The organism is Patulibacter ginsengiterrae (assembly GCF_056269115.1).
The window spans coordinates 445734-465888 of sequence record NZ_JBWDOG010000002.1; the positions used below are offsets into that span (position 1 = coordinate 445734).

General features: G+C 73.5%; 22 protein-coding genes. 10 read left to right on the forward strand and 12 right to left on the reverse strand.

What is annotated here, in order from left to right; all coding sequences use genetic code 11:
* Nucleotides 1-57: 57 nt before the first annotated feature.
* Nucleotides 58-1581, reverse strand: coding sequence for a purine-cytosine permease family protein (locus ACVUH9_RS05515; protein WP_475754730.1), 1524 nt, complete (start codon nucleotides 1579-1581; stop codon nucleotides 58-60).
* 292 nt (nucleotides 1582-1873) lie between these two features.
* Here ACVUH9_RS05515 and ACVUH9_RS05520 point away from each other — a divergent pair, with 292 nt between their 5' ends.
* Together ACVUH9_RS05520 and speB are read left to right on the forward strand one after the other, a co-directional pair.
* Nucleotides 1874-2761 carry a MerR family transcriptional regulator gene (locus ACVUH9_RS05520; protein ID WP_475754732.1) on the forward strand — a complete coding sequence of 296 codons (888 nt, stop codon included), beginning with the start codon at nucleotides 1874-1876 and terminating at the stop codon, nucleotides 2759-2761.
* 145 nt (nucleotides 2762-2906) lie between these two features.
* A complete protein-coding gene (gene speB / locus ACVUH9_RS05525) occupies nucleotides 2907-3887 on the forward strand; it encodes an agmatinase (RefSeq protein ID WP_475754734.1) in 981 nt (326 codons plus the stop codon).
* Nucleotides 3888-3916: 29 nt separating this feature from the next.
* On the opposite strand, the gene ACVUH9_RS05530 is transcribed toward speB, so the two are convergent.
* Nucleotides 3917-5350 (reverse strand): cytochrome P450, encoded by a 1434-nt coding sequence (locus ACVUH9_RS05530; protein WP_475754736.1) that lies wholly within the window; start codon nucleotides 5348-5350, stop codon nucleotides 3917-3919.
* A 28-nt stretch (nucleotides 5351-5378) separates the two neighbouring features.
* On the opposite strand from ACVUH9_RS05530, the gene ACVUH9_RS05535 reads away from it, so the two are divergent.
* Entirely contained in the window at nucleotides 5379-6056 is a 678-nt protein-coding gene (locus ACVUH9_RS05535; RefSeq protein ID WP_475754738.1) for a TetR/AcrR family transcriptional regulator, read from the forward strand.
* On the opposite strand, the gene ACVUH9_RS05540 is transcribed toward ACVUH9_RS05535, so the two are convergent.
* Nucleotides 6043-6390, reverse strand: coding sequence for a zinc ribbon domain-containing protein YjdM (locus ACVUH9_RS05540; RefSeq protein WP_475754740.1), 348 nt, complete (start codon nucleotides 6388-6390; stop codon nucleotides 6043-6045). The two genes, ACVUH9_RS05535 and ACVUH9_RS05540, sit on opposite strands and share 14 nt — an antisense overlap.
* A gap of 65 nt (nucleotides 6391-6455) precedes the next feature.
* Here ACVUH9_RS05540 and ACVUH9_RS05545 point away from each other — a divergent pair, with 65 nt between their 5' ends.
* Both ACVUH9_RS05545 and ACVUH9_RS05550 read left to right on the forward strand, forming a co-directional pair.
* The gene (locus tag ACVUH9_RS05545; protein WP_475754742.1) at nucleotides 6456-6974 is read left to right on the forward strand and encodes a hypothetical protein; all 519 of its coding nucleotides are present in this window, start codon (nucleotides 6456-6458) and stop codon (nucleotides 6972-6974) included.
* Nucleotides 6975-7018: 44 nt separating this feature from the next.
* Nucleotides 7019-7945 (forward strand): hypothetical protein, encoded by a 927-nt coding sequence (locus ACVUH9_RS05550; RefSeq protein WP_475754744.1) that lies wholly within the window; start codon nucleotides 7019-7021, stop codon nucleotides 7943-7945.
* Between the two features lie 4 nt (nucleotides 7946-7949).
* Here the strand turns inward: ACVUH9_RS05550 and ACVUH9_RS05555 are convergent, their stop codons facing one another.
* A complete protein-coding gene (locus tag ACVUH9_RS05555) occupies nucleotides 7950-8708 on the reverse strand; it encodes a hypothetical protein (RefSeq protein ID WP_475754746.1) in 759 nt (252 codons plus the stop codon).
* Between the two features lie 93 nt (nucleotides 8709-8801).
* Here ACVUH9_RS05555 and ACVUH9_RS05560 point away from each other — a divergent pair, with 93 nt between their 5' ends.
* Entirely contained in the window at nucleotides 8802-9458 is a 657-nt protein-coding gene (locus tag ACVUH9_RS05560; RefSeq protein ID WP_475754748.1) for an HD domain-containing protein, read from the forward strand.
* 94 nt (nucleotides 9459-9552) lie between these two features.
* Entirely contained in the window at nucleotides 9553-9870 is a 318-nt protein-coding gene (locus ACVUH9_RS05565) for a UBP-type zinc finger domain-containing protein (RefSeq protein ID WP_475754750.1), read from the forward strand.
* Nucleotides 9871-9933: 63 nt separating this feature from the next.
* Here ACVUH9_RS05565 and ACVUH9_RS05570 read toward each other — a convergent pair whose 3' ends face one another.
* The 3 genes from ACVUH9_RS05570 to ACVUH9_RS05580 form a co-directional block, all read right to left on the reverse strand.
* The gene (locus tag ACVUH9_RS05570) at nucleotides 9934-10938 is read right to left on the reverse strand and encodes an NAD-dependent epimerase/dehydratase family protein (RefSeq protein ID WP_475754751.1); all 1005 of its coding nucleotides are present in this window, start codon (nucleotides 10936-10938) and stop codon (nucleotides 9934-9936) included.
* Nucleotides 10935-11363, reverse strand: coding sequence for a hypothetical protein (locus tag ACVUH9_RS05575; protein ID WP_475754753.1), 429 nt, complete (start codon nucleotides 11361-11363; stop codon nucleotides 10935-10937). Before ACVUH9_RS05575 ends, ACVUH9_RS05570 begins: the two co-directional genes overlap by 4 nt.
* 91 nt (nucleotides 11364-11454) lie before the next feature.
* Nucleotides 11455-11994 (reverse strand): PadR family transcriptional regulator, encoded by a 540-nt coding sequence (locus ACVUH9_RS05580; RefSeq protein ID WP_475754755.1) that lies wholly within the window; start codon nucleotides 11992-11994, stop codon nucleotides 11455-11457.
* 46 nt (nucleotides 11995-12040) lie between these two features.
* On the opposite strand from ACVUH9_RS05580, the gene ACVUH9_RS05585 reads away from it, so the two are divergent.
* Complete coding sequence (locus tag ACVUH9_RS05585; protein ID WP_475754757.1) at nucleotides 12041-14179, forward strand: MMPL family transporter; 2139 nt, start codon at nucleotides 12041-12043, stop codon at nucleotides 14177-14179.
* A gap of 16 nt (nucleotides 14180-14195) precedes the next feature.
* Here the strand turns inward: ACVUH9_RS05585 and ACVUH9_RS05590 are convergent, their stop codons facing one another.
* The 5 genes from ACVUH9_RS05590 to ACVUH9_RS05610 form a co-directional block, all read right to left on the reverse strand.
* Nucleotides 14196-15002: an MlaE family ABC transporter permease gene (locus ACVUH9_RS05590; protein WP_475754759.1), complete on the reverse strand. Its 807-nt coding sequence runs from the start codon at nucleotides 15000-15002 to the stop codon at nucleotides 14196-14198.
* Between the two features lie 186 nt (nucleotides 15003-15188).
* Complete coding sequence (locus tag ACVUH9_RS05595) at nucleotides 15189-16226, reverse strand: 1-aminocyclopropane-1-carboxylate deaminase/D-cysteine desulfhydrase (RefSeq protein ID WP_475754761.1); 1038 nt, start codon at nucleotides 16224-16226, stop codon at nucleotides 15189-15191.
* Between the two features lie 90 nt (nucleotides 16227-16316).
* Nucleotides 16317-17498, reverse strand: coding sequence for an NAD-dependent epimerase/dehydratase family protein (locus ACVUH9_RS05600; protein WP_475754763.1), 1182 nt, complete (start codon nucleotides 17496-17498; stop codon nucleotides 16317-16319).
* Between the two features lie 39 nt (nucleotides 17499-17537).
* Nucleotides 17538-17906 carry a VOC family protein gene (locus ACVUH9_RS05605; RefSeq protein WP_475754765.1) on the reverse strand — a complete coding sequence of 123 codons (369 nt, stop codon included), beginning with the start codon at nucleotides 17904-17906 and terminating at the stop codon, nucleotides 17538-17540.
* Between the two features lie 73 nt (nucleotides 17907-17979).
* Entirely contained in the window at nucleotides 17980-18375 is a 396-nt protein-coding gene (locus ACVUH9_RS05610; RefSeq protein ID WP_475754767.1) for a VOC family protein, read from the reverse strand.
* Between the two features lie 211 nt (nucleotides 18376-18586).
* On the opposite strand from ACVUH9_RS05610, the gene ACVUH9_RS05615 reads away from it, so the two are divergent.
* Together ACVUH9_RS05615 and ACVUH9_RS05620 are read left to right on the forward strand one after the other, a co-directional pair.
* Nucleotides 18587-19228, forward strand: a complete 642-nt coding sequence (locus ACVUH9_RS05615) for an SRPBCC family protein (RefSeq protein WP_475754768.1) — start codon at nucleotides 18587-18589, stop codon at nucleotides 19226-19228.
* A 109-nt stretch (nucleotides 19229-19337) separates the two neighbouring features.
* Nucleotides 19338-20141 carry an SDR family NAD(P)-dependent oxidoreductase gene (locus ACVUH9_RS05620; RefSeq protein WP_475754770.1) on the forward strand — a complete coding sequence of 268 codons (804 nt, stop codon included), beginning with the start codon at nucleotides 19338-19340 and terminating at the stop codon, nucleotides 20139-20141.
* Nucleotides 20142-20155 lie beyond the last annotated feature (14 nt).

Consider the following 20155-nt stretch of genomic DNA (forward strand, 5'->3'; position numbering starts at 1 on the left):
GCGACGCGGGGGCCCAGGTGCGGATGCGGATCCGCCCGCTTCGACGAACGACCGCGTTCATCGTCCGGCTCCCGACCCCGGCTCGACCGGGAGCGGCCCGTGCAACGGGTCGGCCGCCGGCTCCGGCTCGTCGAGCAGGGCGGCGCTGCGGGCGATCGCCTCCCGCTCGCTGGCGGGATCGAAGCCCCGCATCAGCAGCAGGTAGAGGCCGCCGGCGACGAGCAGGCCGACGGCGAACGAGACGTCGGCTCCGTCGAGCGCCTCGTTCGCCGGACCGGTGAAGAAGCTCGTCGACATGAACGGCACCATCGCCGCGAAGCCGGCCACGTACGCTCCGAGGCCCCGCCAGCCCCAGCGGCCGTAGATGCCGTTGGGCGAGAACAGCTCGGTGACGGCGTAGTGCCCCCGCCGGATGACGTAGAAGTCGACGAGGTTGACCGCCGTCCACGGGACCAGCAGGTACAGCATCATCGTCACGAAGCTGCTGAAGTTGCCCAGGAAGTCGGTCGGCAGCGCGTTGGCCACCACCAGGACCACGACCGAGAAGAGCACGATCCCGACGACTCGCATCCGGGCGCTCGGGCGGACCACGCCGAAGCCCTCGAGGATGCTGGCCCCGGCCAGCATCGAGCCGTAGGCGTTGACGCCCATGATCGCGACCGCCGAGGGGACGATCGAGGCCACCACGGCGAAGGTGCCGAAGCCGCCGAAGAGCTCGTCGCCGACCTGCTTCAGGTTCGTGACGGCGTCGGGGATCGCGAACGAGCTGGCGATCAGCGCGCCGAGCGCCATCAGCCAGATCGACGAGAGCCCGGCGCCGAGGTAGGTCCAGCCGATCACCGAGCGGCTCGACGTCTCCGCCGGCAGGTAGCGCGAGTAGTCGGAGACGTAGACCGCGTAGCTGATCTGGTAGCCGGCGGAGGCGGCGAACTGGACCAGGAACAGGCTCAGCGCGAAGCCGGCGTGGCCCCCGCCGCCCCCGGTCCCCGGTTCGAGGTGGACGATCGCCAGCACGGTCACGACCGCGAAGATCGGGACGACCAGGTAGGTCAGCCAGCGCATCGCCAGGTGCAGCAGGTCGTAGCCGACGATCGCGATCGACCCGGCGGCGATCACCATCACCGGGTACCAGACGGCGTCGCCGCCGGGCAGGATCGTGGTGATCGCCTGGGTCGCCAGGATCACCCCGAAGACGCTGAAGCCGATGTAGACGAAGAGCACGGCGAGCAGCGGCAGGAACGCGCCGCGAACGCCGAACTGGGCCCGCGACTGGATCATCTGCGGGAGGCCCATCGTCGGCCCCTGGTTGGCGTGGAAGGCCATGAAGAAGGTGCCGAGCAGGGCGCCGAGCGCGGAGGCGAGGATCGCCCAGCCGAGCGCGAGGCCCTGGGCGGGACCGACGAAGCCGACGACCATCGTGCTGATCACGAAGTTGCCGGTGAACCAGAACGGCGCCTGGTGCCAGGCCTTGCCGTGGCGCTCGCGGCGCGGGATGTGGTCGATCGAGTGGGACTCGATCGACCGGGCGCGCGGCCGCGCCGCCGACGCTCCGGGCTCTGCTGCTGATCGTGCTGTTCCCACGGTTCCGTCCCTCTCCCGGACTGCGATGCACCTGCGAGCGGCGCTCGCGGTGAGCGTCGCCTCCCTCCCCCGTCGGCGTCGGCGCCTATGGCGCCGATCACCTGACGGCGATGAACTTACAACCGACCTGTAGGTCTTGTCAAACGATCGTTTGTGCGCGGCGTCGGGCGTCCACGACTTCCGAACCGCAGGAAGGGACCGGGGACGGAACACCGTGCCGGTTTCAGACCTCCAAACGACCGGCAACTCTGTCGGCGCCATCCGCGGTCGTTCGCGCGCATAGACTGCTGCCATGCGCGAGCGCGACGGGCAGACCTTCCTCACGATCGGCGAGGTCGCGGCCGAGGTCGGGGTCAGCGCCCAGACGCTGCGCGTCTGGGAGGCCCAGGACCTGCTCGTGCCCGACCGCAGCAAGGGTGCCCAGCGGCTCTACACGCAGGAGCACCTCGAGCGCGCCCGCCAGATCGCCGAGCTGCGCCGCGGCCAGGGCTGGAACCCCGCCGCGATCCGGACCGCGCTCGGCGGCAGCGCGACCGATCTGCGCACCGGCGAGGGCGCCGCCGCCCGCTGGGACGGCGCGACGATCCGCAAGGCCCGCCGCGAACGCGGCCTGACCGTCAAGCAGGCGGCCGCGCGGATCGGGATCTCGCCCTCGTTCCTCTCGTCGGTCGAGCGCGGCGAGACCGGCGTCTCGACCCAGATCGTGGCCCGGATCGCCGACGCGTTCCTGATCCCGATGAGCGGACTCGCCCGCTTCCGGGCCCGCGACACCAAGGTCGTGCGCCGCGACGAGCGAGCCCGCGGACTCTTCAGCGGCGGCGTCGTCTGGGAGGAGCTGGCCGTCCCCGGCCACAGCCTCGAGCCGGCGATGCTGACGGTCCCACCCGGCGAGACCAGCGGCGGCGCCTACTCGCGCCCCGGCGAGACCTTCGCCCTCGTCCTGGTCGGCGAGCTGCGGTTCACGGTCGCGCAGGAGCCGATCGCCGTCGGGCAGGGCGACTCGATCCTGCTGCCCCCGGCGACCCCCTACGCGTGGGAGAACCCCGGCGAGGTCCCCGCCCAGGCCGTCTGGGTCGAGCAGCTGGCTCCCCACGCCTGGGCCGACTCCTCCGCCGTCGACAGCGAGGCCGAGGCGACCCCCGAGCCGGCCGTCGACGGCGACTCGCCGACCACCGCCTGACGCGATGCTACCCCGCGCTCCAAGCACCAACGATCATCAAACCTATATCTGACCGGTAGGGTCGTGGCGTGCTGGGCGACGCCCGTGTGCCCGCCCGCCCGTACCGACCTCGGCTTCCATCCCCCGACGAACGACCCTCGATCCCATGCCCCAGACTCCGCACTACGGCCCGCCCGACGCCTCGGTCGCCCCGCGCTACACCGGCATCCGCACCTTCGCGCGCTGCCCCCACCAGACCGACTGGGCGCACGCCGACGTCGCGGTGATCGGCGTCCCGTTCGACACCGCCACCAGCTACCGGCCCGGGCCGCGGTTCGGGCCGGCGGCGATCCGCGACCAGAGCCAGCTGCTGCGCCCGTGGCACCCGCAGCTGGCGGTCGACGTCTTCTCGACGCTCTCGGTCGTCGACGGCGGCGACCTCGACGTGACCCCGGGCAACGCCGAGCGCACGGCCACCCAGATCGCGGACGGGCTCGCCCCGGTGCTCGACGCCAGCGCGATCCCGATCGTGCTCGGCGGCGACCACTCGATCGTGCTCGGCGAGCTGCGCGCCCAGGCCCGCAAGCACGGTCCGGTCGGCGTGGTCCTGCTCGACGCCCACGCCGACACCTGGGAGCAGTACTACGGCGAGCGCTACTTCCACGGCACGCCGTTCAAGCGGGCGCTGGAGGAGGGCCTGATCGACCCCGAGCGCTCGCTGCTGGCCGGCATGCGCGGCTCGCTCTACGCCGCCTCCGACCTCGACGAGCCGCGCTCGTGGGGCTTCGAGATCCTGACGACCGAGGAGCTCCGCGCGCTCAGCCCGAAGGAGTACGGCCGCCGCGTCCGCGCCCGGACGGGAGCCGCCGACGGCCGCCCGACCTTCCTCTCGTTCGACATCGACGTGCTCGATCCGGCCTTCGCCCCGGGGACCGGGACGCCCGAGGTCGCCGGGATCCTCCCGCACGAGGCGCTGGCCTTCCTGCGCTCGCTGGCCGGGCTGCCGTTCGTCGGCTTCGACCTGGTCGAGGTCTCGCCGCCCTACGACGGCCCCGGGCAGGTCACCGCGCTGACGGCCGCCAACGTCGTCTACGAGTTCCTCGCGTTGACGGCGGTCCGCCAGCGCGACGAGCGGGCGCGCGGCTAGCCCGCCGGGGGCGCGAGCTCGCGCCCCCGCTAGCGGGTCGCCGCGGCGTGGTCGACCGGGCAGCCCGCGGTCGCCGCAGCGGCCGCGTCGGTCGCCGCGTTCGCCCCGGCCGTCGTGGCCGACCGGCCCGCGGCCGGACGCCGGGCGACGACCTCGACCGGCGCGCCGTGCCGCGGCACCAGCGTGATCCCGCGCATCACGACGGGATCGAGCTGCGGACGCTGCGCCCGCAGCTGCACGCGGGGGACCACGACCCGCAGCACCTCGGCCATCTCCGCCTCCGCGAGCGCCGCGCCGATGCAGCGGCGGATCCCGCCGCCGAACGGGATCCACGAGTACGACGGGGCCTTCCCGTCGAGGAACCGCTCGGGACGGAAGGCGTCCGGCTCGGGATAGAGATCGGGCCGACGCTGCACCGCGGCGATGCTCGGGTAGACCCGGATCCCGGCGGGCAGCAGGTGCCCACCGACCTCCCGCGGGGCCTTCAGCGTCCGCTCGGCGGCGTCGAGCACCGGCCGCAGCCGCAGCGACTCGCTGACGACGGCGTCGAGGTAGGCGTCGTCGCCGTCGTCGGTCGCCAGCTCGTCCTGCAGGCGGGCCAGGACCGCCGGGTTGTGCAACAGCAGGTCGAAGGCGAAGGCGAGCCCGGTCGCGGTCGTCTCGTGGCCGGCGAGCAGCATCGTCATCAGCTCGTCGCGCAGCTCGACGTCGGTGAACGCGCCGCCGTCCTCGTCGCGGGCGGCGAGCAGCAGCGAGAGCACGTCGTCGCGCTGCTCGTGCTCGGCCTCGCGGCGCCGCCGGGCGATCTCCTCGTAGACGAGGGCGTCAGCCTCGGCCAGCTGCCGCTGGAAGCGGCCCCAGGGGCTGAAGCGACCGAGGTCGCGCCGCAGCGCCTCCGGCATCGCCAGCATCGCGGTCGCGTCGAGGACCGCCGTCAGTGCGTGGTGGAGGCGTTCGATCCGGGCCGGCTCGGTGACGCCGAAGACGATCCGCGCGATCACCTCGAAGGTCAGCGCCCGCATCCGCTCGCGCATCGCGAACTGCTCGCCGGGCTGCCAGCGGTCGACCTCCCGCTCGCTGACCTCGCGGATGACCTCCCGGTACCCCTGCAGGCTGGAGCCCTTGAACGGCGGCAGCAGCAGCCGGCGGTGGCGGAGGTGCTCGGGCCCGTCGAGCACGAGCACCGAGCGCTGGCCGAGGATCACCGACAGCGGCGCGTTCGCCTCCCCCGCGTGCAGGTCGGACTGGTCGCCGACGAACAGCTCGCGGATCGCCTTCGGGTCGGAGACGTAGACGCCGGTTCCGAAGATCAACAGCGGTACCGTGACGACATCCCCGTAACGGGCGTGCCATCCGAGCAGCGACTCGATCGGGCGCATCGCCAGCCGCGCCATGTTGACCGCGGCCGGGGCCCGCGGCCCCGGAGGCAGTGCCGCGTTCTGGGTCCGCCCTTGCGTCAACATACAGCTCCGTATAAAAGAACATCACCGTATGAAAAGCAAGCCCAGATCCCAGGCCGAGCGTCGCGGGGAGACTCGCGCGGCGATCCTGCACGCCGCCGCGCGGATCTTCGCCGAGCGCGGTCTGCACGCGGCCAGCCTCGATGCGATCGCCCACGACGCGGGCTGCACGCGCGGCGCCGTCTACTACAACTTCGCCGACAAGGAGGAGCTCTTCCTCGAGCTCCTCGACCAGCGCTGCACCCAGCACCTCCGGGATCTGCAGGCCGTCTTCGCCGGGGACGACGACCCCGAGCGGCAGACCCGGGTCGCCGCCGACGAGGCGCTGGCCGCGATGACCGGCGACACCGAGTGGCGCGCGCTCTACCTCGAGTTCCTGGCGCTGGCCGCCCGCGACCCCGGGATCCGCGACCGCTTCTCCAGCCGCAGCGCCGAGATGCTGGGCGCGCTCGAGGACGTCGTCGCCGAGCAGACCGAGCCGTTCGCGCAGGCGCTCCCGGTCCCGCCGCAGCAGTTGGCCGTGGTGCTCGACGGCCTCGCCACCGGGCTCTGGGGCCACCACATGCTCCACGGGGCCGAGATGGTCCCGCCGGACCTGCTCTCCAAGGCCGTCGCGCTGATCGTCGAGGGCCTCGCCGCCCGTGCGGCCGCGGAGCCGTCCGCGGCCGACGACGCCGCGGACGAGGGAGCCCCGCTCAGGCCTTCTTGACCACGCTGGACTTCAGCTGCATCGCGCCGAAGCCGTCGACCTTGCAGTCGATGTCGTGGTCGCCGACGCCGTTGACGAGGCGGATGTTGCGGACCTTCGTGCCCGCCTTGATCGGCGACGGGTTGCCCTTGACCTTGAGGCTCTTGATCACGGTCACGGTGTCACCGTTGGCCAGCACGTTGCCGACGGCGTCCTTGATCACGGCCTCGGCCTCCGCCTCGGCGGCGGCCACCGGGGACCACTCGTGGGCGCACATCGAACAGACCTGGAACCCACCCAGCTCGTAGGTGTACTCGCTCGCGCACTCGGGGCACACCGGGACGGATTCACTCATGCGGCGATTGTATTTCGCCAGCCCGAAGCCTGATCGGTCGCCGCGTCCGCGGATAGCCTGCGCCGATGTCTCCGGCCCCGCGCACCGTCCTCCCGCTCGTCGTAGCCGCCGCCCTGGTGCTGCCCGCGACCGCCGCGTCGGCGAGCACGACCCCGCTCCGGCTCGACGGCGTCGGCCCGCTCCGGCTCGGGATGACGCGCACAGCCGCGGTCGGGACCGGGTGGCTGACGGGTCGCTCCCGCGGATGCGAGCTCGCCAGCCCGGTCCCGATCACGTACCGCCTGGCCGGGGCCAAGGCGCCACGCGGACTGCGGGGCACGGCGGAGTTCAGCGGCGGCAAGCTGACCAACCTCGCCTTCACCGGCGGCGTCCGCACCGCGAACGGCGTGACCGTCGGGACCACCACCGCCAAGCTGGTCTCCGCCTACCGGCGGGCCGGGTTCCAGGCCTCGTCGGAGTACGTCGACATGTTCCAGGGGACGTTCGGGACCGTCAAGCGTCGGGGCCGCGACGTCCTCGGCAGCTTCGCCGAGGGCTCGCGGACGACGCTGCTCGCGATCCCGCGGATGCGCGTCTGCGAGTAGACCCCGCGGCACTCCCGCCGGCGCCGGTCGACGATGATCCGCCGATGGACGCCGCCAGCGACGAGGCGCGCACGGCCAACGCCGCGCGCAACGCGACCGTCCCCTACGGTCGCGCCCGGCGCTGGCGCGAGACCCGGCGCTCGCTCTGGCGGCTGCTCGACCCGTACGTCGCGGCGGGCGCCCGGGTGGCGGTCGTCGGCGCCGGCAACGGCTATGACGTCCCGCTCGGGCGGCTGGCCCAGCGTGCCGGTCGCGTCGACCTGATCGACATCGACGGCGACGCGGCGGCGGGCGCGGTCCGGCGCTTGCCGGGCCACGCCAACGTCCGCACGGTCGTCACGGACGTCACCCAGGGCGCGGCCGATGCGATCGTCCGGCGGGCGGTCCGGGACGCGGCGGACGCCCTCGAGACGACCGTCGGAGTCGCGCCGATCGACGACCCCCGTGACCCGGCCGACGACGTCGCCCCGATCGGCAGTCCGCGCGATCGCTCCGACGAGGCGGCCCTGCCCCGCGGCCCCCTCGATTCGGGCCCCTACGACGTGGTCGTCGCCGACCTCTTCCTGACCCAGCTGCTCTACCCGGCGCTGCGCGACACGGCCCTGCCGCGGAAGGCGATCGGGGCGACCCTCCGCCGCTACGGCCAGCCGCTGACGACCGCCGTCGCAGCCCGGCTCCACGCGAGCGCCCCCGACGGTCTCGTCGTCTACGTCCACGACCTGCTCGGCTGGTGGGACGGGCATCCGCAGCCGTTCACGATCGACGAGCTGCTGACCGCCGCCCGCCGCGACCCCGAGGCCGCCCTCGAGCTCGCCGCCCGCGGGAACACGCCCTACAGCGGGGACCCGCGCGTGGCGATCGCCGAGCTCGGCGCCGAGATCGTGCGGACGACGTTCTGGCGCTGGCCGTTCAGCCCCGGGACCGACTACGCCGTCTGCGCGACCGTCGCCCGCAGCGCGACGACGCGGTGAGCGGTCAGGAGTCCGACCCGCCGTCGTCCTTGACCGACGGCGCCCCGGCGATCAGGTCGGCGAGACGGCGCTGCCAGCGGACCTCCCGCCGGTCCGGGGCGAAGCGGGCCTGCGCGCGCTCCAGCCGCTCACCCGAGTAGCGGCGCCGGGCCCAGAGCGACGACGGCTGGGCCAGCCGGACCGCCCCGAAGAGCGCCACCACGGGGATGAACATCCCGATCACGCCGAGCAACAGCCGGCCCTTGACGAAGCAGATCGCGCAGAGCACGAGCGCGACCGCGACGGCGACGACCGTGCCCGCGATCGAGGCCGGGTCGTCGAGCCCGAACGGGGTGGTGCCCAGCACCACGAGCGCGGCGAAGGCCAGGGCCACGATCACCGCCTCGAACGACGCCCGCCCCTCGGGACTCCAGTAGACGTCGCGCAGGTAGACCCAGAGCGCGAACTCGTCGAGCGTGAATCCGGCGCCGATCCCGAACAGGATCGCCAGGATGTGCCACCAGGGCGTCTCCAGCGGCACCGCGAACGAGAGGAAGCCCGAGAGCAGCATCAGGCAGATGCCCCAGACGAGGTGGTGCAGGTGGACGCCGCCCGAGGACTCGACCCCGCCCGGCCACCAGGAGACGCTGCGGGTCAGCCGCGCGCTCGTCCGGATCGCGAGGAACGAGAGCACGAAGGCGGCCAGGACCAGGAACGCCGTCCCGCCGCCGGCCCCGGCCCGATCGCCGAACAGCTCGAGGTCGAAGGTCACCGCACTCAACACGCCGTCCACCGTACTGGCCGCCCCGCGCGCCCCGGGAGATCCGCGGGTGGTCGGCTGTCGTCACGGGCGCCGTCCGCCTGCGAGGCTGGATCGATGCCCGTCCGCGAGCCGCTGCTGATCGACGCGAACCCGCTGCCCGAAGCGCTGACGGGCGACCTCCGCCGGCAGCTGGAGTTCGTCGTCGAGGTCGACCGGATGAAGGCGATCCTGCGCCAGTCGCCGGTCGCCGCGGTCGAGCGGCGGGAGAACGACGCCGAGCACTCGTGGCACCTGGCGCTGATGGTGATCGTGCTGGCCGAGTACGCCCACGAGCCGATCGACCGCGCCCGCGTGATCGAGCTGGTCGTGCTCCACGACCTGGTCGAGATCTACGCCGGGGACACCTCGATCCACGATCCCGCCGCCGCGGTCGGACAGGAGCAGCGCGAGGCCGCAGCGGCCGACCGGCTGTTCGCGCTGCTCCCGGAGGAGCAGGGCCAGCGCCTCCGCGACGCCTGGGACGAGTTCGAGGCCCACGTCACCCCGGAGGCCCGCTTCGCGCGCTCGATGGACCGGATGCAGCCGGTCCTGCTGAACTGGATGGCCGAGGGCGGCAGCTGGGTCCGCGAGAGCGTCACGGCCGAGAAGCTGCGCTCCCGCGTCGGGATCATCGCCGACGGCTCCCCGACGCTCTGGGCCGCGACCGAGACCCTGATCGACGAGGGCGAGCGGCGCGGCTACCTCGCTCCGGCCGTCGAGGACCGCCCTTGAACGCGGGCGGCGGACGTGGTTCGCTGGGTCGAGGCCGCCGCATCCGCGTCGTGGCCAGCCAGCACCGGCGTCCCGACCGCCAAGGAGACGAGCGATGGCCACCACCTGCACCCACCTCGAACACGTCCGGATCACGGAGCTGCCCGAGGCGGTGGCCGGCTGCGAGGACTGCCTGGCGACCGGCGGCAAGTGGCTGCACCTGCGGATCTGCCTCGAGTGCGGCCACGTCGGCTGCTGCGACGACTCCCCCGGACGCCACGCGACCGCCCACGCCGAGAGCGCGCAGCATCCGATCATCCGCTCGATCGAGCCGGGCGAGCGCTGGTCGTGGTGCTTCCCCGACCAGCTGCTGCTGCGGATCGACGGGGTCCACGGGCAGCCCCAGATCCCGCCCTCGCCGCTCGGCGGCTGAGCGACGCGACGAGCGGGGCATCGCGAGCACGATCAGGAGGGACCGCCGCGCGTCGACGGGCTCCTAGGCCGACATTCCCCGGCCGGAGGCCGCTGCGTCCCGCGCCGGGTCGTCCGGCCGACCGCCGGGATCGCGGTCCAGGTACCCGGCGAACCCGTCGCGCCAGCTCGGCAGCAGCGGTGCCCAGCCGAGCCCCTCGCGGGCACGGGCGTTCGCGGCCCCGCGCAGCTCGGTCGACAGCGCGACCGCGAGCGGCCCCGCCACCAGCCGCGCCAGCCAGGCCGGGACCCGCAGTGGCCGCTTCGCCCCGATTGCGACCGCGAACGCCGGCAGCCACTCGTGCAGCGGCGCCGGCTCGTCGTCGACGACGTTGTAGCTCCCCGGACCACCGCGGGTCAGGGCCGCGACGGTCGCCGCGGCGGCGTCGTCGACGTGCACGAACGAGGTCACCCCCGCCCCCGTCCCGACCAGTGGCAGCCGGCGCTTCCGCACCTGGTCGCCGATCGAGCCGTCGGGGCTGAGGTAGGTCCCCGGCCCGTAGAAGAAGCCGTAGCGGAGGACCAGGCCCTCGAGGTCGCTGGCCCCGGTGACCTGCTGCTCGTTCGCGGCGAGGATCCACAGCGCCTCGGCCAGCGGGCCCGGCGCGTCGAGCCAGAGCGGGGCCGACTCGTGCTTGACCGAGCCGCCCTCCGGGGCGTAGGAGAACGCGACCGACTGCAGCAGGTAGCGCCGTACGCCCGCTTCGCTCGCGGCCGCCAGCAACGCGCCGGTCCCGGCCTCCCGGATCCGGTTGGTGGCGTCGTAGAGGTCCTTGCGCCGGATGTCGTACTCGGCCGGGAGCGCCGTCAGCTCGTCGACGACGACCTCCGGGCGGGCCGCGAGCACGACCGTCCGGACGGCCTCCGGGTCGAGCAGGTCGCAGACCACGCCCTCGGCCCCGCCGGCCCGCAGCGCCGCCGCCCGCTCCGGCGAGCGGGTGGTCGCCACGACCTCGTGGCCGGCGGCCAGCAGCCGCGTCAGCAGCGGCCGGCCGATCGCCCCGGTCGCCCCCGCGACGAGGACCTTCATGCCGACCGGTCCGTGATCGCGGCGTACGTCAGCAGGGCGCAGAGCACGGCCAGCGAGGTCTGGGAGACCGCGCCGATCACCCCGGCGTAGGTGCCCGGCTCGTCGGCGCCGAGGTCGTTCCAGTGGTTGATCGCGTGGAACGTGATCGCGGCCGTCGCGGCCATCAGGGCTCCTGGTCGCAGGATCGTCCAGCGCACGGCCAGCGCCAGCGCGACCCCGGTGCCGGCGGTCAGCGCCATCGCGTCGCGAAGGTAGTGGACGTTGTAGGGGCCGAACGCGCCGACGGAGGCGTGGAAGCCCTCCGGCGCCACGAGCATCCAGCCGGCGGTGATCAGCTGGGTGGCGGCGAGCGCGACGAGCCCGAGGCCGACGACCCGCTGCAGCGGTGTCCTGGCCTGGGAAGCGGTCAACGAGCGGGTGGTCATCACCCGAACCTAGTTCGGAGCCGCCGGCGTGCCCAGGACCAGTCGGGACCCGATCGGCAGGACCACTCCGGTCCGGGGCGGCGACCCAGGCTCAGGCGGCCGTGCCGCCGGTCGCCGCCTCCAGCCGCGCGATTGTCCGGTGGCAGAGGTCGCGGTAGAACGTGTGCAGCTCGACCCCGCCCTCCCAGACCATGTGGGCGTTGGCCAGGTGCGCGACCAGCGGCTCGGCCGCGGCGAGGTCGCGCAGGGCCTGCTCGTGGCGCCGCGCCATCCGCTCGAGGATCGCGATCGAGACCGCCGGATCGCAGCCCTCCGCCGAGGCCAGCATCAGCAGCCCCTCGTCGCGCAGCTCGAACGTCGGTTCCTCGTCGCTCGTCAACCAGTCGTGCAGCGCGTCGCGTCCCTCGGCCGAGAGCGCGTAGCGGCGCCGGGCCCGACCGCCGTGGGGATCGTCGGTGCTGGCCAGCAGCCCGTCGCCCTCCAACCGCTGGAGCTCGGGGTAGATCCGGCCGTAGCTCGTCTTCCAGAAGAAGGTCGCGGCGTCCTCGATCAGGCGCTTGACCTCGTAGCCACTGGTGGCCCCGAGGCCGATCGCGCCGAGGATCGCGCGAGCCGTCGCCGAGAGTCGCATCGGGCCAGCCTAGCGCGGCAATCTATCCGTGCTATATATCGCCGAGATGCATCCACGTCTCCTCACCGGCAGTCCCCGAGTTCGGCGGGCGCTGCTGCTGCTCGCGGTCGTGGCCCTGATCGTCGGCGGGCTGTCCAGCGCGGGACGGTTCTTCCCCTACAGCGCCGACGACCCGGACTCCCCGTCGATCGCGCTGCGGGCCGAGGTCGAGCGACGGACCGGCAGCGAGCTGACCCCGGGCGTCGTGATCACCGCGACCGGCGCGACCGCGGCCGAGTCCGCCCGCCGGACCGAGAGGGTCGTCGGCCTGGTCCGCGGCCAGCGCCACGTTCGCGCCGTCACGCCCGGCCTGGGACGACGCTCGCCGCTGGCGACCGAGGACGGCCGTACCCGGCTGGTGCTGGTCTCGCTCGCGGCCGTCTCCGACCGCGAACGGCTGCTGGCCGCCGAGCAGATCGCCGAACGGGTCGCCGACGTCCCCGGCGTGACCGTCGGGGGCAGCGCCCGGGCCAACGCCGAGGCCAACGACATCGTCTTCTCCGACATCGAGCGCGCCGAGCTGCTGGCCGCGCCGCTGGTCTTCCTGCTGAGCATCCTCGTCTTCCGCTCGCTGGTCGCCGCGCTGCTGCCGCTGCTGGTGGCGGGGATCTCGATCGGCTTCACGATCCTCGTGCTCCGGATCCTGTCCCACCAGCTCGAGCTGTCGGTCTACGCGATCAACCTCACGACCGCGCTCGGGCTCGGGCTGGCGATCGACTACGCGCTCTTCATCGTCAGCCGCTTCCGCGAGGAGCTGGCCCGCGGCGGGACGGTCGACGAGGCGATCGCGGCGACCCGCAAGGAGGCCGGCCACACCGTCGTCTTCAGCGCCCTGACCGTCGCCGCGGCACTGGCCGCGCTGCTCGTCTTCCCCCAGCGCCAGCTCTACTCGCTCGGACTCGGCGGGGCGATCGTCGCGCTCGCCTCCGCCGCGGTCGCGACCCAGCTGCTGCCGCTGCTGCTGCGGTGGCTCGGGCCGCGGATCGACGCCTTCACGCCGAAGCTGCTGGCCCGCGGACGGGACCGCGAGGCGGCCGACGGCGCCCGCAACTGGGAGCGTCTGACCCGCTGGGTCCTGCGACGCCCGGGGCGGGTGGCGCTGGTCGCGATCCTCCTGACCGGCGGGCTCGCGTGGGCCGGAACCGGGCTGAAGACGTTCGCGATCGACGGGCGCGTGCTGCCCGCGCACACCGACTCCAGTCGGGTCGCGGCGACGGTCCAGGCCGAGTTCCCGGCGATCTCCGTCGAGCCGTCGCTGGTGGTCGTGCGGGCCGACCGCGCCCGGGTCGTGAGCGAGACCGCGCGAGCGCTGCCGGGCGTCCGCGCCGTCGACCCGCCACGCGCGATCGGCGGCGAGCAGGTCGCGCTCTCCGTCGCCGGCAGCGCCGCGGCCACCAGCCCCCAGGGGGAGGCACTGGCCACCCGCCTGCGTGCGGCCGTGGCCCCGTACGGCGGCCAGGTCACCGGGGCGGCGGCCCAGGCCCACGACGTGCGGGCGGCGATCAGCGACCGCGTCCCGCTGGCCGCCGCGATCATCGTCGGACTGACCCTGCTGCTGATGTTCGCGATGACCGGCTCGGTCGTGCTGCCGGTGATGACGGTCCTGCTCAACGTGCTCACGCTCGGGGCGACGCTGGGGATCCTGCGGCTGGTCTTCCAGGACGGCCGGCTGGAAGGGCTGCTCGGCTTCACCTCGCTGGGAGCGCTCGAGGTGACCCAGCCAGTCGTGATCGGGGCGATCGCGTTCGGGCTCTCGACCGACTACGGGGTCTTCGTGCTCGCCCGGGTCCGCGAGGCGCTGGAGGCCGGCGCGAGCGTGCAGGAGGCGATCGTCGCCGGGCTGACCCGGACCGGCCGGATCGTGACCGCCGCCGCGGTCCTGTTCGCGGTCGCGGTCGGGGCCAACGTCACCAGCGAGATCGTCTTCATCAAGATGCTCGGCCTCGGCGCCGCCGCCGCGGTCCTGATCGACGCCACGATCGTGCGGGCGTTCATCGTCCCGGGGCTGCTCGGCGTGCTCGGGCGCTGGGCCTGGTGGGCACCGCGCCAGACGGAGATCCCGCCCGATCCCGAGCCGCTGAGCACCGAGGCGGCTGCTCTGGACACCGGTCCGGCGCGAGGCGCTGCCGGACCAGTGGCCCGCTGACCCCAGGCCGCGGCGCTCACTTGATGACCAGGATCTCCGGATTGGTGGCCAGCAGGGTCTGCGTGAAGGCGTAGTTGAAGACGAACACCCCGAGCATCGCGATCACGACCGCCTGGTTGACCGCCCTGCCGACCCCCTCCGCCCCACCCTTCGCGGTCATCCCCTTGTAGGAGCAGACGACCGCGATGATCGCCCCGAAGAGCGTGCACTTGAGCACCGACGCCCAGAGGTCGGTGACCGAGGCGTTGCTGAAGAAGGTCGACCAGAACGGCCCGACCGGGGCACCGTTGATCAACGTCGCCAGCACCCCGCCGAAGATCCCGAAGATCATCGCGTAGACGTCGAACAGCGCCGTCACGATCATCAGCGCCAGGAAGCGCGGGACGACCAGGCTCTTGACCGGATCGACGCCGAGCACCTGCAGCGCGTCGAGCTCCTCCCGGATCTTGCGCGCCCCGAGGTCGGCGGTGATCGCCGTGCCGGCCACGCCGACCAGGATCACCGAGGACACCACCGGCGCGAATTCCCGGATCGACGCCAGCACGAAGAACCCGCCGAGCCGATCCACGGCCCCGAACATGACCAGGAAGTTCGCCGCCTGCAAGCCTGGCGTGCCGAAGCTGATCGCCACGGTCGAGACCATCAGCGGGAACCAGCAGAGACGCAGCGCGAACAGGAACTGCTGGACGAACTCGTCCCCGTACGAATACGGGGGCCGAACCGCCGACACGATCGTCTTGCCTGTCAGCACGCAGACGTCGCCCAGCTCCCCGAGCGCGCTCCGGGCTGGGACGAAGATGCGACGGGTGACCGTGCTGGACATCGGAGCTGACCTTCCGTCGTGCGCGACCGGACCCCCGCGAACCCCGTGAGCACCGGACGCCGGAATCAGCGTGTACAGACTACACGCTGTCGCCGTTCACCGTACACACGACGATCTCCCAGCGCAACGGGTCAGCCGCGGAACAGCCCACGCGGGAATCCTCCACGGGCGCGCCGCCCCGGCCGTCTAGCGCGGGCCGTTGGTCTGGAGGACGACGACCGGCCCCTCCCCGAAGACTCCGGCGGCGTTGCCGTCGAGCGTCGCCGCGACGGCCTTCGCGGTGTAGACGGGATCGAGCGCGAGGCCGTCGGCGGTCGCGCGCTCGGTCGCCCGCTCGCCCTCCGGGGTCGGGTGGCCGTAGCCGGCGCCGAGCCAGTCGCGAACGACCTCCAGCCCGCCGCTGTGCAGGTCCAGCGGCGGCAGTCGGGCGCCGCGACGACGCAGCAGCCGCTCGGCGGCAACGGCCATCCGCCGAACCGTCGGGTCGTCCAGCCGCAGCGCGTCGTTGACCACGACCCCGACGACGGTGGTCCGCAGTCGCGCCAGCCGCAGGCCCAGCAGCAGTCCGGCCGCGGTCCCGCCCGAGCCGATCGCGGTGACGACGTGCGACGGCTCCGGCAGCGCTCCCCCACGGACCTGCTCGGCGAGCTCGAGCGCCATGTTCACATAGCCGAGGACCCCGACCGCCGAGGAGCCGCCGACCGGCAGCACGTAGGGCGGCCGCCCGCCGCTCGCGTGGCGGGCCAGCAACCACGGCAGCGCCGCGATCGTGCGGCCCTTGGTGTGGGTGAAGTGGAGCGTCGCGCCGGACGCCTCCAGCCGCTCCAGCTGGGCGCGGACGTGATCGTCGAGCGGCTGGTCGACCAGCGCCAGCGCCGTCCGCAGTCCCTGCTCACGGCCGTAGAGCGCGGTCGCCAGACCCCAGTTCGTTCCGAGGCCGCCGAAGGTCAGGATCGTCCGCGCTCCGCGCCGGCGCGCCTCGGGCAGCAGCCACTCGAGCTTGCGGACCTTGTTGCCGCCCCAGCCTCCCGTACCGAACTCGGCGTCGTCCTTGAGCCAGAGCGGCGCCGGCCCGTCGGTCAGCGCCGGGAGCGGACGGACCGGCGTCGGCACGCTCCCCAGCGACACGTGCGGGAGGCTCGCGCGGAGCTCGGGGAACCACTGGTGGAGCGGCGGTGTCGGCCCGGCCCCAGGGTTCGCGCGCGGCTCGGGTCGGTGGGGCATGCGGGGCACCGTAGCAACGGGTGGGCGGCGCGTCACGGAACCGCGCTCTTCCGTCGCGAGCCGGAGCGCACCCGCCGACGGACCGGTGGGTCAGCGATCGAGCCCCGGCACGTCGCCGCCGACCTTCGAGCGCAGCTCGTCGATCCGCAGCGGCCCCCCGGCGTCGGCTCGCAGCGGCGGCGTCCCGCCCCCGGAGCAGTCGCGGAGGCCGACCAGCAGCTCGCGCATCGTCTCCGGCCCGTCGTGGCGCGGCGACCAGCCGAGTGCCCGCAGCCGCGAGGTGTCCATCAGCGGCGACTGCACGCCGAGGTCGACCCAGCCCGGCGGCGACGGCTGCAGGTGCGCCCGCCAGGTGACCGAGGCCAGCGCGCGCAGGACGCTCTGCGGGATCGGGAGCGGCAGCCCGCCGAGCAGGCTCGCCAACCGGCGCGGGGTGATCATCGGGTCGGCCGCGACGTTGTAGGCGCCATGGGCGTCGGGCCGGAGCAGCGCCAGCCGGTAGGCCTCGGCGACGTCGTTGGCGTGCACGACCTGGAACTGCATCGCGCGCGGGACCGGGGCGATCGGCAGCCAGCCGGGCCGGACCAGCGGGCTCGGCCAGAACGGCCCGAGGAAGTACCGTCGGATCTCCTGTGCGGCGTCGCGCTGGAAGATGATCGCTGGCCGCAGCCGCACCACCCGGATGCCGCTGTGACTCGCCTCGAACGCGTCGACCAGGGCCTCGGCAGCGACCTTCTCGCGCGAGTAGAACGAGCTCGGGATCCCCGTCGTCGGCCAGCTCTCGTCGACCGGCCCGTCGGCTCCCGGCCCGTAGGCGGCGACCGACGAGGCGTGGACGAGCGTCGGGACCCGCGCCGCGCCGACTGCGTCGAGCACCCGCTCGGTCCCGGCCACGTCGACGCTGCGGGTGAGGTCGCGGTCGCGCGAGGGCTGGATCCGCCAGACGAGGTTGACGACCGCGGTCGCCCCGGCGAAGAGCCGCTCGAGGTCGTAGGTGCGGACGTCGCCGGAGACCCAGGTGACCTTGGCGCGGTCATGCTCGGGCGTGCGACGGGCGAAGGCGACGATCTCGTCGATCGCCGGGTCGACGATCAGCCGCCGGAGCAGGGCGCTCCCGACGTTGCCGGTGGCCCCCGTGATCACGACGCGCATGCCGGCCGAGTACCCCGTATGCGCGAGCGCCAATCCCGATCCACCGCCGGAGCCCGCGCGGCCTTCGCGATCGACCTCGTGCCCGAACGGCTGGCGCTCGCCGCCCAAGTGCGGCGCCACCGATCGAGACCATCAAGACGCGGCTCCCGCCCGCCTGAGTCAGTCGTCCGCGGCCTCGGGCGGGTGACCGAGCACGTTGATCAACGCACCGCTGGGGTCGCGGACGAAGAACCGGCGGACGCCCCACGGCTCGTCGGTCAGCGGGTGCACGATCTCATGGCCGAGCCGGACGGCCGTGGCGTGGACCGCATCGACGTCGTCGACCTCGATCGAGACGTCCGGCGAGGCGACCGCGCTGGCGTCCTCCCGCATCACGCTGAGCTGGACGGCCGGGTTGCCCGGCGCGGCGAAGGTGGTGATCCAGCCGTGGTCCATCGCCACCTCCAGCCCGAGCACGTCGACGTAGAACGCGCGGCTGTCGGCCGGCTCGGCGGCGTGGAGGTCGGGGACGATCCGGCGTACGGCCATGGCCCGCAGTATCGCGAGCCGGGCCGTCGCTCGGGCGTCGAGGTCGCGCCGCCCGTCGGGCGCCGCCCACCACTCAGGCCGCCGGCTGGCGCGGCGCGTAGCGGTGGTGGATCCCCAGCACGTTGCCGTCGGGGTCCTCGAAGAACGTCTGGTGGCAGACGCCGCTGTCGATCGTATCGCTGAGAAAGCGCACCCCGCGCGACTCCAGCTCCGCCCGTGCGGCCTCGAAGTCCTCGACCTGCAGCGCGACCGGATGCCTGTGCGGGCTGAACTCGAGCCCGAACGCGGCCGACTCCATCACCGCGAGCGTGAGGTTGCCGGTCTCGAACTCGGCGCCGGGCATCTCGCCCCAACGGGCCGTGCAGGGCAGGCCGAGCACGTCGCCGTAGAAGGCAACTGCGGCGTCGAAGTTCTTGGTCGGCAGCGCGACGAAGTCGACGCCGGTGACGAGGGAGGTCTTGGTGCTCATGGTCGTTCCTCGGTGGTGGACCCGACGAGCGTGACAGCCGTCCGGGACGCCACGGCCGCTCGCCGCGGCCCGTTCCCGAGGCCGTCACATAGGCTGATCGGGGTCCGGACCACCGCCGGGCGCTGGCCGCCGGAGCGGTGGTCCGACCGGGTCGCCCGACCAGCCTCGGGTGGCCCACCCGTCGACGCCGCACCGAACCCGAGGAGATCCGATGATCGACGTCCCCCAGCAGATCGACGCCGTTCGGCGGCAGGTCGGCAAGCGCAAGCTCGCCAGCGGCAAGGGCCGCACCGTCGGCCTCACCCAGACCTACGCCGCCCCGATCGACGACGTCTGGAAGGCGTGCACCGAGGCCGAGCGGATCCCGCAGTGGTTCCTGCCCGTCAGCGGCGACCTGCGGCACGGCGGTCGGTTCCAGCTCGAGGGCAACGCCGGCGGCACGATCGAACGCTGCGAGCCGCCGCACGCCTTCGACGCGACCTGGGAGTTCGCCGACGACCTCAGCTGGATCGAGGTCCGGCTCAGCCCCACGCCCGACGGCGGCACCGAGCTCGAGCTGACCCACATCGCGAAGGTCGGCGGCACCCAGTGGGCGGAGTACGGCCCCGGCGCGGTCGGGGTCGGCTGGGACATGGCCCTGCTCGGCCTGACCCTGCTGCTGACCACCGGCGCGCCGGTCGACGGGCAGGAGACGGCCGCCTGGCTCGGCTCCGACGACGGCCGCCGCTTCATGTCGCTCAGCAGCATCCGCTGGGGCGACGCCAGCATCGCCGCCGGCACCGACGAGACCGCCGCGCGGGAGGCCGCCGACCGCACCACCGCGGCCTACACCGCGGCCGACGACGAGGACTGAGTCCACCCGCGGAGGTAATTGCCTCCGCAAATATCACGGACCGTCGCGGTCGACCGTCTCCCCTCGCAGCCCCGGCATCCGCCGGGGCACGTTCCCGAAGGAGACAGACATGGACCTCGAACTGCACGGCCGCGTGGCCGTCGTCACCGGTGGCTCGAAGGGCATCGGCCTGGCCGTCGTCCGCACGCTGCTGGAGGAGGGCGCGCGCGTCGTCGTCAGCTCTCGCCGGCGCTCGCCCGAGCTCGACGCGCTCGACGGCGACCTGATCCACGTGCCCGCGGATCTGATGGATCCCGCGGCACCGACGGAGATCGTCGCCCGCACGATCGAGGCCTTCGGTCGCCTCGACGTCCTGGTCAACAACGCGGGCGGACCACCCCCGGGCGCGCCGCTGCCGCACACGGGCTTCCTCAGCCGCAGCGACCAGGCCTGGCAGGCGGTCTTCGAGCTCAACCTGTTCTCGGCCGTCCGCACCAGCCGCGCCGCGCTGCCGCTGCTGCTGGAGGGCGACGGCGGAGCGATCGTCAACGTCTCGTCGGTCAACGGCCGCCAGCCGGCGACGATGAACCTCGACTACGCGGCGGCCAAGGCGGCGATGATCAACCTGACCAAGGCGCTCTCGGAGGAGTTCGCCCCGCAGGGCGTGCGCGTCAACGGGGTCTGCCCCGGCCCGACGCTGACGCCGTGGTGGACCGACCCGGGCGGCGCCGCGGACGTCATCGCCGAGATCGCCGGCAGCGATCGCGACACCGTCCTGACCAGCGTCGGGCCGCAGATGATGCAGCTCGTGACCGGGCGGCTGGTCGACCCGCAGGAGGTCGCCGACGCCGTCGTCCTGCTCGCCTCCCCGCGCTCCGCGAGCACCACGGGGATCGAGCTGGTGGTCGACGGGGGCATGCTCAAGAGCACCTGACCCCAGCCCGTCGA